The organism is Actinoallomurus spadix (assembly GCF_024055725.1).
GTDB classification, from domain to species: Bacteria; Actinomycetota; Actinomycetes; order Streptosporangiales; family Streptosporangiaceae; genus Actinoallomurus; species Actinoallomurus spadix.
On record NZ_JAMXMX010000010.1, the window covers coordinates 130,383 to 145,621 of the forward strand.

General features: G+C 71.3%; 16 protein-coding genes. 9 read left to right on the forward strand and 7 right to left on the reverse strand.

All coding sequences use genetic code 11. The features are described from left to right. Window positions 1-89: 89 nt before the first annotated feature. Together NE235_RS17160 and NE235_RS17165 are read left to right on the forward strand one after the other, a co-directional pair. Entirely contained in the window at window positions 90-431 is a 342-nt protein-coding gene (locus tag NE235_RS17160; protein ID WP_252803983.1) for a Uma2 family endonuclease, read from the forward strand. Then, window positions 419-661: a Uma2 family endonuclease gene (locus tag NE235_RS17165; protein ID WP_252803985.1), complete on the forward strand. Its 243-nt coding sequence runs from the start codon at window positions 419-421 to the stop codon at window positions 659-661. Before NE235_RS17160 ends, NE235_RS17165 begins: the two co-directional genes overlap by 13 nt. A gap of 33 nt (window positions 662-694) precedes the next feature. Here NE235_RS17165 and NE235_RS17170 read toward each other — a convergent pair whose 3' ends face one another. The 3 genes from NE235_RS17170 to NE235_RS17180 form a co-directional block, all read right to left on the reverse strand. Further along, a complete protein-coding gene (locus NE235_RS17170) occupies window positions 695-2,041 on the reverse strand; it encodes a cytochrome P450 (protein WP_252803987.1) in 1,347 nt (448 codons plus the stop codon). 277 nt (window positions 2,042-2,318) lie between these two features. After that, window positions 2,319-3,296 carry an MBL fold metallo-hydrolase gene (locus tag NE235_RS17175; protein WP_252803989.1) on the reverse strand — a complete coding sequence of 326 codons (978 nt, stop codon included), beginning with the start codon at window positions 3,294-3,296 and terminating at the stop codon, window positions 2,319-2,321. A gap of 170 nt (window positions 3,297-3,466) precedes the next feature. Next, window positions 3,467-4,345: a serine hydrolase gene (locus NE235_RS17180; RefSeq protein ID WP_252803991.1), complete on the reverse strand. Its 879-nt coding sequence runs from the start codon at window positions 4,343-4,345 to the stop codon at window positions 3,467-3,469. A gap of 84 nt (window positions 4,346-4,429) precedes the next feature. Between NE235_RS17180 and NE235_RS17185 the strand changes: the two genes are divergently transcribed. Then, window positions 4,430-5,386 carry a LysR family transcriptional regulator gene (locus tag NE235_RS17185; RefSeq protein ID WP_252803993.1) on the forward strand — a complete coding sequence of 319 codons (957 nt, stop codon included), beginning with the start codon at window positions 4,430-4,432 and terminating at the stop codon, window positions 5,384-5,386. Between the two features lie 148 nt (window positions 5,387-5,534). Here the strand turns inward: NE235_RS17185 and NE235_RS17190 are convergent, their stop codons facing one another. Then, on the reverse strand, window positions 5,535-7,367 hold the full coding sequence (locus NE235_RS17190; protein ID WP_252803996.1) for an acyl-CoA dehydrogenase: 1,833 nt from the start codon (window positions 7,365-7,367) through the stop codon (window positions 5,535-5,537). A 202-nt stretch (window positions 7,368-7,569) separates the two neighbouring features. Here NE235_RS17190 and NE235_RS17195 point away from each other — a divergent pair, with 202 nt between their 5' ends. Next, complete coding sequence (locus NE235_RS17195) at window positions 7,570-9,060, forward strand: translocation/assembly module TamB domain-containing protein (protein WP_252803997.1); 1,491 nt, start codon at window positions 7,570-7,572, stop codon at window positions 9,058-9,060. Window positions 9,061-9,084: 24 nt separating this feature from the next. Then, entirely contained in the window at window positions 9,085-9,810 is a 726-nt protein-coding gene (locus NE235_RS17200; RefSeq protein WP_252803999.1) for an SDR family oxidoreductase, read from the forward strand. Window positions 9,811-9,896: 86 nt separating this feature from the next. Here NE235_RS17200 and NE235_RS17205 read toward each other — a convergent pair whose 3' ends face one another. Then, complete coding sequence (locus NE235_RS17205; RefSeq protein WP_252804001.1) at window positions 9,897-10,523, reverse strand: rhomboid family intramembrane serine protease; 627 nt, start codon at window positions 10,521-10,523, stop codon at window positions 9,897-9,899. A gap of 82 nt (window positions 10,524-10,605) precedes the next feature. Next, on the reverse strand, window positions 10,606-10,863 hold the full coding sequence (locus NE235_RS17210; protein ID WP_252804002.1) for a WhiB family transcriptional regulator: 258 nt from the start codon (window positions 10,861-10,863) through the stop codon (window positions 10,606-10,608). A 144-nt stretch (window positions 10,864-11,007) separates the two neighbouring features. Between NE235_RS17210 and NE235_RS17215 the strand changes: the two genes are divergently transcribed. The 4 genes from NE235_RS17215 to NE235_RS17230 all read left to right on the forward strand — a co-directional run bounded on the left by NE235_RS17215 (window position 11,008) and on the right by NE235_RS17230 (window position 14,226). Next, window positions 11,008-11,457: a GNAT family N-acetyltransferase gene (locus NE235_RS17215; protein WP_252804004.1), complete on the forward strand. Its 450-nt coding sequence runs from the start codon at window positions 11,008-11,010 to the stop codon at window positions 11,455-11,457. A 144-nt stretch (window positions 11,458-11,601) separates the two neighbouring features. Then, window positions 11,602-12,339, forward strand: a complete 738-nt coding sequence (locus tag NE235_RS17220; protein ID WP_252804005.1) for a hypothetical protein — start codon at window positions 11,602-11,604, stop codon at window positions 12,337-12,339. Beyond that, window positions 12,336-13,496 (forward strand): glycosyltransferase family 4 protein, encoded by a 1,161-nt coding sequence (locus NE235_RS38215; RefSeq protein WP_252804007.1) that lies wholly within the window; start codon window positions 12,336-12,338, stop codon window positions 13,494-13,496. The genes NE235_RS17220 and NE235_RS38215 overlap by 4 nt, the downstream gene beginning before the upstream one ends. A 142-nt stretch (window positions 13,497-13,638) precedes the next feature. Next, window positions 13,639-14,226: an SLATT domain-containing protein gene (locus tag NE235_RS17230; protein WP_252804009.1), complete on the forward strand. Its 588-nt coding sequence runs from the start codon at window positions 13,639-13,641 to the stop codon at window positions 14,224-14,226. Between the two features lie 21 nt (window positions 14,227-14,247). Here NE235_RS17230 and NE235_RS17235 read toward each other — a convergent pair whose 3' ends face one another. Next, window positions 14,248-15,171 (reverse strand): alpha/beta hydrolase, encoded by a 924-nt coding sequence (locus NE235_RS17235; RefSeq protein WP_252804011.1) that lies wholly within the window; start codon window positions 15,169-15,171, stop codon window positions 14,248-14,250. Window positions 15,172-15,239 lie beyond the last annotated feature (68 nt).

The following is a 15,239-nucleotide window of genomic DNA, read 5'->3' on the forward strand; positions in this document are numbered from 1 at the left end:
GAACAAGCAGACACAGGCAGCACTCTAGACATTACTCTCAGCATCAGTCCCGATACGCTGAGCGAGGAGCACTCGAGGATGGTGGAGCCATGGCCATGCCGCAGCCGGTCGAGGAAGAAGAGCCCCCCACGATCGAAGAGATCTGGGAGCAGACTCCGTCGTACCCGGGATTCCAAGTGGAGATCATCGACGGGAGCCTCGTCGTGAGCCCACACGGGAACTTCCGGCACTCCCGGATCAACTACTTCCTCCAAGACTTGTTCGTGGAGGTCGCGCGGAAGAACGGCTGGTATCTCTGCCACGAGCTCACCATCCACTTGGAGAGCAACCGCGACCGGATCGAGCCGGACCTGGTGATCGTGCCGCCGGAGCCGCCGATGTTCGGCGCGGCGAGGTGTTCGGGCGAGGAGTGCTGCTGGTGGCCGAGGTGACCTCCCGCGGCAACGCCGTCCGTGACCGGTTCACCAAACCCCGCAACTGCGCGCTCAGCGGGGTCCCGCTCTACCTCCTCGTCGACCCGGTCGACGAGCCGACCGCCGTCACGCTCTTCAGCGACCCGAGCGACGACGGGTACCGCACGATCGAGCGGGTCCTCGCCGGTGAGAAGCTGCGGCTGCCCGCCCCGTTCGACTTCACGATCGACACCGCGGCACTGCGCTGACCTGCCGCCGCGACGGACGCGGTCGTTCGCGTCCTACTGGCCGCGCCACCAGCCGACCAGGGTGCGCATCCAGCGCGGCCGCCCCGCGCCCGAGGGTTCGGGCCGGTTCGGCGTGGCGAGCGGCGGCGCCGAGGCCGCGGAACCTGCCGGCTCGACGGGCACCGGAGCGGGCACCGACACGGGCGGGAAGCGGACCGGGAGCGCGGTCAGCGCGCGGTGGAACATTCCCGGTCGCCACTGCAACCGGTCGGCGGGTAGCGCGAGTTCCATCCCGGGGAGCTTGTCGAGGAGCTTCTCGACCGCGACCGAGGCGATGAGGCGGCCGTGGCCCTGCGCCGGGCACGTGTGCGGCCCCGCGCCCCACGCCAGGTGCGCCCGGTTGCCCGTTCGGCCCTCCGACGTGAGCGACGGGTCGGTGTTCGCGGCCGCGAAGCTGATGACGACGGGCTGGTCCGCGGGCAGCCGGGCACCGTGGAGGTCGGTGTCCTTCGGGGGGTAGGTGACCGCGTAGTTCGCGATGGGCGGGTCCGTCCACAGCACCGCGTCGAGCGCGTCCTCGATCGCCAGGCTGCCCCCCGACAGGTCGTCCGCGAAGTGATCGTCGGACAGCAGCAAGAGCATGGTGTTGGCGATGAGGTTCTGCTCGGGTTCGGTCCCGGCGCCCACGAGCGTGACGAGCTGGTGCAGCATCTCCTCGTCCGTCAGCCCCGCCGGGTGGGCCATCAGCCAGGAGGTCACGTCGGCGCCCGGGTTGGCGCGTTTGTAGGCCACCAACTCCATGACGGCCTCCCCCAGGATCATGTTCGCCTTCTCCGCGTCGGTGCCCTCGAAGATCCCGCTCATCCCCTCGACCAGACGGTCCGCGATCACCGAGGGGCAGCCGAACATCGCGTTGAACACCAGGAGCGGCAGGACACGGGCGTACTCGGTGATCAGGTCGGCCTGGCCGACGTGCGCGAATCGCGCGATGAGGGAGTCGGCGTTCCTCTCGACCCAGCCGCGCAGGATGTTGGAGTCCACGCGCGCCAGGCTGTCCGTCACCGCGGCCCGCAGGCGGGTGTGCGCGGCGCCGTCACTGAACATGCAGTTCGGCCGGTACGCCATCATCGGCAGCAGCGGGCAGTCGGGGGCGACGGTCGCCTCCCAGCGGCGGGGGTCCTTGGGGAACGTGATCGGGTCGCGCAGCACGTCGAGCGCCGCCTGGTAGCCGACGACGAGCGTGCCGGGCACGCCGGGCGCCAGTTCGACCGGCGCGGCACTCCCGTGCCGGCGCAGGGCGGCGTACGTCCCGGCGGGATCGGTGGCGAACTCCGGCCCGTGCAACGGCAGCAGCCCGGAGTGGGCGGGGCAGGATCCGGCGGCGAACTGATCAGAGGTCACTCGGGGCTCCTTTGAAGGGGGCGGTCGGAGAGCCTCTGCCAGCGGATCGACGCGTCTGCGGCCGGACGGGGCGATCCGGCCGTCCGTAACGACCGACGAGAAGATCGCGGGCAGCACCAAGGAGCCGAAAGGCTACAGCCGGTGATCTCCAGTTTCCAGTGCGATGCCGAATTTCAGGCAGTGACATCCCAAGCGTCCGGTCACGGCCCCCGCCCGGACCCATGCGGGGACCGGGCGGGGGCCGTGCGGTTCAGGCGAGGACCGAGCAGTTCTGGGGTCAGGCGAAGTGGTACGGCGTGAGGTAACTCGGCAGCACGATCTCGGAGCGCGGGCTGACCTTCCGCACCGTCGAGACGAAGGCGTCGAGATGCGGTTCGACCTGCGGGTCGGGCTTCGGTGGGTTCGTCAGCGGCGTCTCGAAGTCGTCCCAGTGGACCGGGACGATCACCGAGGGCCGGCCCAGCGCCGTGACGATCCGCTCGGCGTACGCGTGGGTCGCGTCGCTCGCCTGCATGGCGATCATCGCGACGTCCGGGGACAGACCGGCCACATTGCGCTCGACGAAGTCACTGCCGCCCATGAAGAACACCGAGGGACCGCCCTTCACGGTCACCTGGTAGGCGAGCGTGTCTCCTTCGGGCAGGTCGGCCACGGTCCGCGGCTTGTCCGGCCGCGTGAGCCGCACCCCCGGCAGCCCGACGGAGTACGCGGCGTTACGGCTGTGCAGTGAAGCGACGACCTCGACCGTGTAGTCACCGAAGTCGAGCACCTCCCCGCCTTTGACCAGCCCGAGCCGGCCCGACGGAACGTCGGAGGCCAGCGCCAGGTTGCAGGTCGTCATCGTGCCGATGACCCGCGCGCCGGTCGTCCGGGCGATGTACGGGACGTCGTTGAAGTGGTCCCAGTGCGCGTGGGTCACCAGGACGGTCTCCGGCCTGCCGACGTTCTCGCCGACGGTCGCGGTGTCCACCGTGAGCTCCGTCGCCGGATCGAACGCCCCGCGGAACAGGCCGGTGTCGTACCGGCTGAGGTACGGATCGACGAGCAGGGTCCGCGATCCGATGTCGATCCTCCACCCCGCCGTCCCGAACCAGCGGAACGTCACGGCGGTGCTCGTGCCGCCGGCGCGGCGCGCCTTCGGCCGCTCACCGCTCGCGGGCGCCCCGGACGCCCCGGTGGCCGCCGCCGTGGCGACGGTGGCGCCGACGGTCGCGCCGCGCAGGAAACGCCGCCGGTCGACTCGCTTACCAACCACGCTGATCTCCCTTTTCGAGGTGGGCCGAGTGACTGATCCGGCCGAATTCGACCACCGGACCACCGGCCCCGTCCAAGATCAACGATTTGGCCGCTCATAGGCGGATGGATATCGAGGCAGTTCAGGACGGGAGCGCAGGTGCCTCGGCCGTCCCGAATCGCCGTAGGGCGTCACGCGCGCAGGGCTTCGACCGCGGCTCGGGCGGCCTCGCCCATGGCCAGGTCGACGTCAATGCGCCGCGCGTCGAGCCGCTCGGCCCGGGCGAAGATCGCGATGGCGTACCGACGGCCGTCGGGATACTCGGCGACTCCGGCCTCATTGTGCAGGCCGGGGAGACTGCCGCTCTTGACGGCCACGCGGACCGGCGGCGCGAAGCCGCTGGGGATCCGCGTCCAGAAGATCTGCTGGCCCATGAGGTCCTGGACCATCGCGCACGCCGGCTCCGGCCCGGCCTCGCCACGCCAGATCAGGCTCAGCAACCGGGTCATGTCCCGGGCGGTGCCGGACGTGGTCTGCTCCGGATCGAACACGCGCAGCGCCCGCACGCGCTCCTCCGGAAGGCCCGGGAAGATACCGGCGAACTCCGCCTCGGTCCGCGCCCCGACGTCGGCGAACACGGACGCGAGCAGCTCGCGCGGCCCGCCGACCACACGGGTGCGCGCCAGGCCGAGCTCGGCCGCCAGCAGCGGCAGCGTGTCCGGGCCGACCCGGCGCATGAGCAGGTCGGCGGCCGTGTTGTCGCTGACGGACATCGCGAAGTAGGCGAGGTCACGCAGCGACACCTCGACGTCGTCGGCGCACCCGGCCATCCCCCATCCGCCGAGCCGGTCCTCGGCGCGTACGAGGACGCGCTCGGCGGAATCGAGCTGCCCGGCGACGACCTGCCGCGCGAACTCCAGGACGAGGAGAATCTTGAACACCGACGCGAGGACGACCGGCTCGTCAGGCTGGATCCCGACCTCCCGGCCGTCGTCGACGTCGACCACGTGAAGCCGGGCGGCGACGCCGACCGAGGCGAATCTCCGGGCGATGCTCTCCTCGGTTCGCACCCGATCACGCTACCGCCGGAGCGCCGCGCCACCGGCCGCCGTGACGCGCCCGGCCTCCGATAGGCGATCCCCTATCGTGGCGGCGTGGACCTCTCCCGGCATCTGCGGTACTTCGTCGTCACCGCCGAGGAGCTGCACTTCGGCCGCGCCGCAGAGATCCTCGGCATCGCCCAGCCGCCGCTCAGCCAGTCGATCCAGCGCCTCGAACGCGAACTCGGCGTCGAGCTGTTCGACCGGTCCCGGCGCCAGGTCGAGCTGACGACCGCCGGCCGCCTCCTCCTCGACGAGGCCCGCGACCTGCTGGCCCGTGAGGAACGCCTGCGCACCCTGATGCGGAAGGCCGCCACCGGCGCGCTCGGCACGCTGCGCGCCGGCGTTCCGCCGGAGACGCCGGCGGTGGCCCTGCAGGCCCTGTCCCGTCGGCTCACCGACGAGGTCCCCGAACTCGACGTCGACCTGCAGGAGCTGACGACCGCCGAGCAGGTCCGCCTGCTCGCCTCCGCCCAGCTCGACGTCGGCCTGGTGCACCGTCCGGTGGAGTCCGCCGACCTGCGGTTCGGCCCGGCGGTCGACGTGCCGCTGGGCGTCGTCCTGCCCCGCACGTCACCGCTGGCGCGCCTGCGCGAGGTCGGACTCGCCGACCTCGCCGGCCATGGCCTGATCCTCCCTCCGAAGGCGACGGCCCCCGGCTGGCACGACCACGTCCTCGAGGTCTGCGCCCGGCACGGCTTCACTCCGCCGCGGCTGCGGCACGCCCGCAACCCGGAATTCCTGCTCGGGCTGGTGCTCGGCGGCCACGGCGTCGCGTTCGAACAGGAGGCGTTGGCCCGCCGGGAACCCCGCGTCGCGTGGCGCCCCCTCACGGACCGCCCCCTGCTGCGAAGCGTGTCGGCCGCCTGGCCCGCCGACCTGGCGCACCCGGCGACGGCGAGGTTCGCCTCGATCGCGGCGGACGTCCTCACCGCCGGGCACACCCCGCCCTCACCCGCCGCCCCCACCATGTCGCGCCCTTGGTCCGTCGTCTTCACCGCAGGCCGGTGAACCCCCGCGAGCAAGGCAGGCCGATGCGATCCCGTCCCCGCCCCGAGCGCCCGGTGGCCCGCCCGGGCGGGCGTCATACGACGCGGAGGTCCCCCCGCCGATCGACTCGGCGGCGGGACCTCACAGAGCGCACGTCAGGTGGTTCGTGTCAGAAGGCCTCCTCGGGGAGGTCCATCAGGTCGGCCGTGGTGGCCTCGGTGATGGCGCGCTCGGCGGCGAGCTTCGGCAGCTGGGTCGCGCAGAAGAACTGGGCGGCCGCGATCTTGCCGGTGTAGAACGCCTTGTCGGCCTCGGAGACCTCGCCGCTCAGCTTGGTGAGGGCGATCTCCGCCTGGCGGCAGAGGAGCCAGGCGATGACGACGTCGCCGAGGGCCATGAGGAGGCGGGTGGTGTTGAGACCGACCTTGTAGATCTCCTCCGGCCGTTCCATCGAGCCGAGCGCCCAGCCGATCATCGGGTTGAGGATGCCCTGGGCGTCCTCGAGGGCCTTGCCGAGCAGCTCGCGCTCCTTCTTGAGCCGGCCGTTGCCCGCCTCGCTGTCCGCGAACTGCTTGATCTGCCCGGCGAGGTACTGCAGGGCCTCGCCGTTGTCACGCAGGATCTTGCGGAAGAAGAAGTCCATGCCCTGGATCGCCGTGGTGCCCTCGTACAGAGAGTCGATCTTGGCGTCCCGGATGTACTGCTCGATCGGGTAGTCCTGGAGGAAGCCGGAGCCGCCGAGGGTCTGCAGCGCCTGGGTCAGCACCTCGTACGCCCGCTCGGAGCCGACGCCCTTGACGATGGGCAGCAGCAGGTCGTTGACCTTCTCGGCGAGCTTGTCCGGCTCGCCGGCGGCCTCGGCGAGCTGCGCCTTGTCCTGGTACGTAGCGGTGTAGAGGACGAGCGCCCGCATGCCCTCGGCATAGGCCTTCTGCAGCATGAGCAGGCGGCGTACGTCGGGGTGGTGGGTGATGGTGACGCGCGGCGCGGTCTTGTCGGCCATCTTGGTCAGGTCGGCGCCCTGGACGCGCTCCTTGGCGTAGGCGAGCGCGTTGAGGTAGCCGGTGGACAGCGTCGAGATCGCCTTCGTGCCGACCATCATGCGGGCCTGCTCGATGATCAGGAACATCTGCTTGATGCCCTCGTGGACGTCGCCCACGAGGTAGCCGATGGCCGGGTGCTTCTCGCCGAAGGTGAGCTCGCAGGTCGTGGAGACCTTCAGGCCCATCTTCTTCTCGACGTTGGTGACGTAGACGCCGTTGCGCTCGCCGAGCTCGCCGGTCTCGGTGTCGACGAGGTACTTCGGCACGATGAACATCGACAGACCCTTGGTGCCCGGCTTGGCGCCCTCGGGGCGGGCCAGCACGTAGTGCAGGATGTTGTCGGCCATGTCGTGCTCGGCGCTGGTGATGAAGCGCTTGACGCCTTCGATGTGCCAGGTGCCGTCGGGCTGCTGGATCGCCTTCGTACGGCCGGCGCCGACGTCGGAGCCCGCGTCGGGCTCGGTGAGCACCATGGTGGAGCCCCAGTGCTTCTCGACGGCGAGCTCGGCGAGCCGCTTCTGCTCGGGCGTGCCGATGCGCCACAGGAGCTGGGCGAAGCTCGGGCCGCTGGAGAACATCCAGATGGCCGGGTTGGCGCCGAGGATGAGCTCGGCGACGGCCCAGTGCAGGCTGCGCGGGGCGTTCATGCCGCCGAGCTCGGCCGGCAGTTCGAGGCGCCACCACTCGGCGTCGTTGAAGTAGGCCCGGAAGGACTTCTTGAAGCTCTCGGGCATCGTGACCGAGTGCGTCTCGGGGTCGAACACGGGCGGGTGCCGGTCCGCGTCCTCGAAGGACTCGGCGAGTACGCCGGTGGCGAGGCGGTTCACCTCGTCCAGGACGCTGCGCGCGGTGTCCTCGTCGACCTCGCCGAACGGGCCGGTGCCCAGGATCTCCTGACGGCCGAGGACCTCGAAGAGGTTGAACTCGATGTCACGCAGGTTGCTCTTGTAGTGCCCCATGAACACCCCGTTGCTCTCGGGCGGGCGGGTCGCACCCGGTTACGTACCAGTCAGTAACACCTGATGCTACCCGCGAGTAACTGAACAGACAACTGTGTACCGGAATATGGGGGTTCGGTGGTGCATGGGCGATCAACGATCGGCCCGGTTCCATGACATTCGCCGCAGCCTTGGTGATCACTGGGGCCTACGATGACCGTCTGTGGCCGATCGGTGGAACGGTGTCCGCGCGCGGCGGAACGGTGAGCGACGACTGCGGCTGACCCCGTCCGAACGGCGGCTCTGGGACGCGTACCCCACGGGAACGCTCCTGTCGCTCGGCGACGGACGGCCGCCCCGCACCGGCGCCCCGCAGCGTACGATCCGGGCCGAGGTGATCTCGGCCCTCCTGCTCGGAGCCCGAGAGGCGGCACCGGGGCACGTGCCCGCCGTACGCCTCCGCGGCGCGCGCGTCACCGGCGTGCTCGACGTCTCCGGCGGCGAGGTCGGCTGCGAACTCCGCCTCGAACACTGCGTTCTCGAAGAACGCCCCGACTTCTCCAACGCCCGCGCCCGGCAGATGCGCCTGAACGCCTGCGCGTTCCCCGGGCTGGACGGCGGCGGGCTCCAGGTGGACGGCTACCTGAGCCTGTCCGAGTCGATGATCGACGGCGAGGTGCGGCTGACGCGGGCGGCCCTGTCCGGCGGGTTCCGCATGAACAACGTGCGCCTGCGCAACCCCGGCGGGTACGCCCTCTACGCGGGGCTGCTCACGGTCGACGCCGGGGCGTACATCCGCAACTCCGACATCACCGGCGAGGTGCGCCTCACCGGCGCCCGCATGACGGGCGGCCTGTTCATGTACGGGACGACGCTGCGCGACGACGTCTGCGTACTGGACGGCGACAACATGATCGTCCAGGACCGCATGGAGTGCAGCGGGGGCTTCACCGCCGAAGGGCCGGTACGCCTGCGCGGCGCGCGGATCGACGGCACGCTCTCCTTCGACCAGGGCGCGATCCGCGCGCCCGGCCGGCGCGCCCTCCACCTCAGCCACGCCGCCGTCAAGGAACTGATCCTCATCCCCCGCGAGCCGATCCAGGGCGAGGTCACGCTGGGGTACTCCCGCATCGACGTCATCCTCGACCGGCCCGACGTCTGGCCCGAACGGCTGCGGCTCAACGGCCTCGTGTACGAGACGCTGCGCGGGGAGCCCGAGGAGGGCCAGCGACTCGACTGGATCTCCCGCGACCCGCACGGGTTCCGCCCGCAGCCGTACGAGCAGCTCGCCGCCTGGCTGCGCGGGATCGGCCGGGAGGACCTGGCCCGCAAATGCCAGCTCGCCAAGCAGCGGGCCCGGCGGCGGAGCCTCGGACCGGTCGGCAAGACGTGGGGCGTCCTGCTCGACTGGACCGTCGGGTACGGCTACCGGCCGTGGATCGCCGCCGTGTGGCTGGCGCTGCTCGTCGCCGTCGGCACCGTGGTCTTCAGCATCGACCACCCGCGTACGATCAAGCAGCCGGACGAGCGGCCGCACTTCCACGCGCTGATCTACACGCTCGACCTGATGCTGCCGATCGAGACGTTCGGGCAGCGCACCGCATGGGACCCGGTCGGCTGGTCCCGCTGGCTGGCCTGGTCCCTGACCGGCACGGGCTGGATCCTCGCCACCGCGCTGATCTCCGGGGTCGCGCGGGTGCTGCGTCGCTCCTGAGCGTCGCGGGGAAGAATGAACGTCGTGGGAACCTACCTGATCACCGGAGCCACGGGCGGCATCGGCGCGGCGGTCGCCGACCTGCTGTACGAGGCCGGGCAATCGCTCATCCTCGTCGGGCGGTCGGCCGAGCGGCTGGCGGAGACCGCGGCGCGGCTCGGCCATCCGACCCCGCTGGCCGTCGAGCCGACGGCCCACCCCTCGGTCGAGCACCGCGTGCGCGTCCTGGAGTTGGACCTGTCCGATCCCCGGCGGATCGAGGCGGCGCTCGCCGACGCCGGCCTCCCGCCGCTCGACGGGGTCGTCCACAGTGCGGGCGTGGTCGAGCTGGGCAGGGTCGCGGAGGCCCCACCGGGCGCGTGGGTCGAACAGCTCCTGGTGAACGCGGCGGCCCCCGCCGAGCTGACCCGCCTGCTGCTGCCGCAGTTGCGCGCGGCCCGCGGCCACGTCGTCTTCGTGAACTCCGGCTCGGGGCTGCGCGCCCGGGGCGGCTGGGGCGCGTACGCCGCCAGCAAGCACGCGCTGCGGGCCCTCGCCGACGCGCTCCGCGACGAGGAGCCGGACATCCGGGTCACCTCGGTCTACCCCGGCCGTACGGCGAGTGAGATGCAGCGCAAGGTCCGCGACCAGGAGGGCGGGGAGTACGACCCGGCGGACTACATGTCGGCGCCGACGGTCGCCACGGTGATCGTCAACGCGCTGACGACCCCGCGCGACGCGACCGTCACCGACATCAGCGTCCGCGGCTGACAGCGGGCGTACTACTTACGCGGCGGCGCAATGGACGGCGGACGCGCCGGAGGACCGGACGGCGGGCGCGCTGGGCCGCGGGCGCGTCAGAGGGCGGGCGGCAGCGCGGCGGGGCCGCTGCGGCTCCGGGTCAGGCGGGCGGCGAGGACGCCGCCGATCAGCCCGAACAGGTGGGCCTGCCAGGAGATCCCCGGCTGCCCGGGCAGCACGCCGAAAATCATCGTGCCGTACACCAGGGCGATGACGACGCCGAGGAGGATGTCCAGGATGCGGCGTTCGAAGAAGCCGCGGGCCAGCAGGTAGCCGAAGTAGCCGAAGATCAGGCCGCTCGCGCCCACGGTCACGACGTTCGAGGCTGCCAGGAGCCAGACGCCGAGGCCGCTGACGACCATGACGATCAGGCTGACGGTGACGAAGCGGCCGAGGCCGCGCAGCGCCGTCAGGAAGCCGAGGATCGCCAGCGGGACCGAGTTGGCCATGATGTGGTCGAGGTTGGCGTGCAGGAACGGCGCCGTGAAGATGTGCCACAGGGCGTTCACGTTGTGCGGCTGAATGCCGTAGTCCCGGGTGAGACCGCCGCCGTAGTTGACGACCTCCAGCGCCCAGCAGACGCCGAGCAGCACGACGGTGATGATCAACGCGCTGACCGCGCGCGCGGCGTGGTGGGCGATTCCGTCGCGGGGGGAGCGAGCGGTGATCGGCGAGTCGGTCATAGCGCAACCGTACGCGGCGGGCGGTCGGGGGGAAATAAGGCCCGCGGCCGGCTTCCGGCCCGGGTGCCGCCGGGCGCCGGTCTCAGTGCCAGGCGGGCGCGGCGGGGAGGGGCTTCAGGCGCAGGTAACGCCGCTCGTCGGGGGTGGTCCCGCCCCAGATGCCGGCCGACTCGCCCGCGCGCAGCGCCCAGGCGAGGCAGTCCGACGCCACGGGACAGCTCGCGCACACCTGCTTCGCCTCGGCCACCTGGTCCAGGGCCGGCCCGGCGGTGCTGACCGGGAAGAACAGCTCGGGGTCGGCGCTTCGGCAGGCCGCGAGATCCGTCCAGTGCTCGATCATTACGATTGCCTCCAGGTCGAACGAGGCCGCGAGGGTCTCGGGGCGCGCTTCGGCGCGTCTCCGGACGGGCCTCTTGACGAATCGTAGTACTACCCAATGTAGTACTACGGCGAGTCGTGTCAATTCTCGCTAAAGTTCCGGGACGTGCCGACCGACGTGATCTTCCGCAGCGCCACCAGGGACGACGTTCCGGCGATCGTCGCGCTCCTCGCCGACGACGCGATCGGCGCCGGTCGCGAGGGAGACGTCGACGCCTACTGGGCCGCCTTCGCCGACATCGAGGCCGACCCCCGCAACCACCTCATCGTGGCCGACATCGACGGCGAGGTCGCCGGCACCCTGCAGCTGACCTTCATCCCCGGGCTCAGCCGCATGGGCACCGAGCGCGCCCAGATCGAGGCGGTCCGCGTCGGCGGCGCCCACCGGGGCCAGGGCCTCGGCCACCGGATGATCGAGTGGGCCATCGGCGAGGCGCGACGGCGCGGCTGCGGCCTCGTCCAGCTGACCTCTGACAAGCGCCGCACGGACGCGATCCGCTTCTACGAGTCCCTCGGTTTCGCGGCGACCCACGAGGGCATGAAGCTGCCGCTCTGACGGCCTTCGGTAAACCAAGATCTTCTTGCGGACGTCCTTACTGTGAATCATCCCCGGACTCACAACACGCGGTTAGCCGGACGTTTACCCGACTGTTGGTTCCATGTCCGGACACAGGAGTAGGACGAAGGGATCCCCCCAGCGATGGCCGCACTCGCCGCGTCGGCGCGGCTCGACGCAGACGACGTCCTTCGTATCCGCTGGGCCGAACCGCCGGTCGACGCGACCACGCTCACCCTCCGCCGCGAGGGCACCACGCACACGGTCGGCCTCGACGGCGAGGCCGCCGACCTCTCGCGACTGGACCTGACCCCCGGCACCTGGTCGGTCCACGCGGCCGACGCCGAGATCATCACCACCGACCCGGGCTTCTCCCTCGACGGCCTGGTGGAGTACGCCCGCCGCGCCCGCCGCCGGGCACTGCGGGCCTTCCGCGCCCGCTCGGGCGGCCTGCGCGTCGACGTGCGGGCCGTCGAGCCGTACGCCGAGGTCACCGCCGTCCACCCCGGCGAGGAGAAGCTCACCCTCGAAGGGTTCCTCGCATACGGTGCGAACCCCGACTCGGCGGAGATCGTCGCCACCCGGCGCAAGACGGCGCAGCGGGTCACGGGGACGGTATCGGTCACCGGCGATCACTGGCACGCCGAGATCCCGATCGCCCCCTTCGCGGTGGAGACCGAGCGCGGCTTCTGGGACCTGCGGCTCGGCGGGCTCACCGTCGCCACCTGGATCGACGACATCCCGGACAAGAAGAACAAGGTCCGCTTCCCGGCACGGCACGTCGCGCGGGAGACCGACCGCGTACGCGTGCGCGCCTACTACACCGACAAGGATCAGCTCGCGATCGCCGCCACGGTCGTCCCGAACGCGGAGGCGTCGTGAAGATCTCCATCCTCATCATGAACGCCTACGGCATGGGCGGCACGATCCGTGCGACGTTCAACCTGGCGGACGAGCTGTCCCGGCGCCACGAGGTCGAGGTCGTCAGCGTCTTCCGGCACCGGGACACGCCGTTCCTGCCGCTCTCCGACCGGGTGACGCTGTCCAGCCTGGTCGACCTCCGGCCGGAGACCCGGAAGTGGTGGCGGTTCGGCGTCGCCTCCCGGCTCAAGAAGCCCAGCACGCTGATGCACCCGGAAGAGCGGGCGTACGACAACTTCAGCGCCGAGAGCGACCGGGTGCTGACGCGGCACCTCACCGACCTGCGGGCCGACGTACTGGTCACCACCCGGGCCGGGCTGAACATCGCCGCAGCCAGGCTGGCCCCCGCGGGCGTCACCCTCATCGGCCAGGAACACCTGCACTTCGGCGCGCACAAGCCCGGCATCCTCGAAGAGATCCGCGCCTGGTACCCCAAGCTCGACGCGGTCGTCACCCTGACCGACGCGGACCACGCCGCGTACGCGCAGATGCTCGAGGGCAGTCCGACCCGGGTCTACACGATCGGCAACGGGCTGCCCGACGGGCCGCGTCCGCAGTCCCGGCTGGACAACCGCGTCGTCATCGCCGCCGGCAGACTCGTCCGGGTCAAGGGGTACGACCGGCTGCTCGACGCGTTCGCCAAGGTCGCCGAGAAGCGTCCCGACTGGAAACTGCGCATCTACGGTCAGGGGACCCAGGCCGACAAGCTCGGCCGCCGGGCCCGCCGCCTGAACCTGCACAACAACGTGGCCTTCATGGGGCCGACGAACGACATCGAGGGTGAGCTGGCCAAGGCGTCGATCCACGTCATCACCTCGCGGTTCGAGGGGTTCGGCATGACGATCGTTGAGGCGTTCGCCGCCGGGGTGCCGGTGGTGTCGTTCGACTGCCCACAGGGTCCCCCCGAGATCATCACGTCCGGCGAGGACGGGCTGCTGGTGCCCGACGGCGACATCGACGCCTTCGCCGACGCCCTGCTGTCCCTCATGGACGACCCGGAGGAGCTGCGCCGGCTCGCCGAGAACGGCCGCCGGACCGCGCTGCGCTACCGGAGCTCCGAGGTCGGGGACCGCTGGGACGAGATGTTCGCCGACCTGCGTCACGCGCGGACCGCGTAGTCGCGCAGCGCGGAGGCCGTTGCGGCCCGCGTTCCATGCCTCGGTCAACGGCGTTCCCGTTTTCCGTCGTGCGCCCGTCGTCCGCGCCATGACGCGCTGAATCATCTGCGTCATCATCGGCGAGTATTCGAGGGGAAACGCCATGATCGACAACGAACTCTTCGGCGGAGCCGAACCCGCGTGGCGCGTGACGGTCGCCGCCGAGCTGTACCGGATCGAGGAGCACTGCTCGCACTCGGCGCGCGCCCAGGCCGAGACGGTGAAGATCTGGCGGGTCCTCAACCTGTGGCTCGGGTCGACCGCCGTCCTGGCCGCCGGGGTGGCCGGCAGCCTGGTCCTCGCCGGTGACCGGTTCCCTCTCGTCGCGGGCGGGCTGGCGCTGGCCGCCGCCCTGCTGGCCACGGTCGTCAGCATGGTCGCGCCCGGCCGTAAGGAGAACCAGGCGGCCGAGGCCGCCAAGGCCTACCGGTCGGTGGAGACGGCCGCGCGGCAGGCCCGCGAGGTCGACCTGCCCGGCCACGCCTTCATGCAGGCCCGGCAGGTGCTCGACGAGCTGACCGCCCGCTGGCACGCGGTGATCCGCAACGCTCCGCCCGCCCCCGCGTGGGCGCAGCACCGCGCCGAGCGCAACCGGTACGTCGAGCGGGCCGAGCAGGTCATGACCGAGCGCATGAGCGACATCGTCCGCGTCTTCCAGACTCCCCGGCGGGCCGCCGACCAGCCGGCCTGAGCCTCGCCGGCCGCTCCTTCCCTAAGGTGCCGGCGTGCGTGCCGTCTCCACGGCGCGGACGTGCTGGCCGAGGAAGAAGGCCGCGCGATCGAGTGCCTGGCCGGCCTCGTCCAGGACGCCGACGTACGCCTGGAAGACGTGCGGCGCGTCGGCGGTGACGTCCAGGATGACGTCCACCCCGGCGTCCCGGGCGCGCGCGGCCAGGCGCGTCGAGTCGTCCAGGAGCAGCTCGTTCGTCCCCACCTGCAGCAGCATCGGGGGGAATCCGCTCAGGTCGGCCAGGACGGCGGGACTGAGCAGAGGATGGTGCGGGTCCCGCCCCGCGAGGTACAAGGACCCGGTGTACCGCACGGCCGCCCGCGTGAAGATCGGGTCGATGCCCTCCTTGGTCCGCATGCTCTCGCCCGAGCGGGTGTGGTCGAGCCCGGGGGAGAACGCCATGATCGCGGCGGGCAGGGGCAGGCCCGCGTCGCGGGCGGCGAGGCAGGCGGTGACGGTGAGACCGCCTCCGGCGGAGTCGCCGGCGAACGCGATCGCCGAAGGGTCCTCGCCGCCGTCGAGGAGCGCGCGGTACGCGCTGAGCGCGTCGTCGATCGCGGCCGGGAAAGGGTGCTCGGGGGCGAGCCGGTAGTCCAGGGAGAAGGCCCGGAACCCGGTCCTGACCACGAGGTTCGCCGTCAGGCACAGCGCCGTCTCCGGTGAGCCGAACACGTTGCCGCCGCCGTGGAAGTACAGGATCGTCCCGGCCTTCGGATCGTCGTCCGGTTCGACGCGTACCGCGCGCCGGTCGCCGAGCACCTCGTCCCGGGTACGGATCCCCGGCGGAACGATCATCCCGGCCATCAGTGCCCTGAATCCGGCGCGCAGCTCCTCCACCGAGCGAGGCCCGTCACCGCCGGACCGCCGCAGCATCGCGTCGATCCGCGCGCGCTGTTCCCTGCTCATCGTGTCCTCCGTCCAGGTGCCTGCCGAGACACTATATGCCTAGGAATATACGCGGGACGTACCGGAGC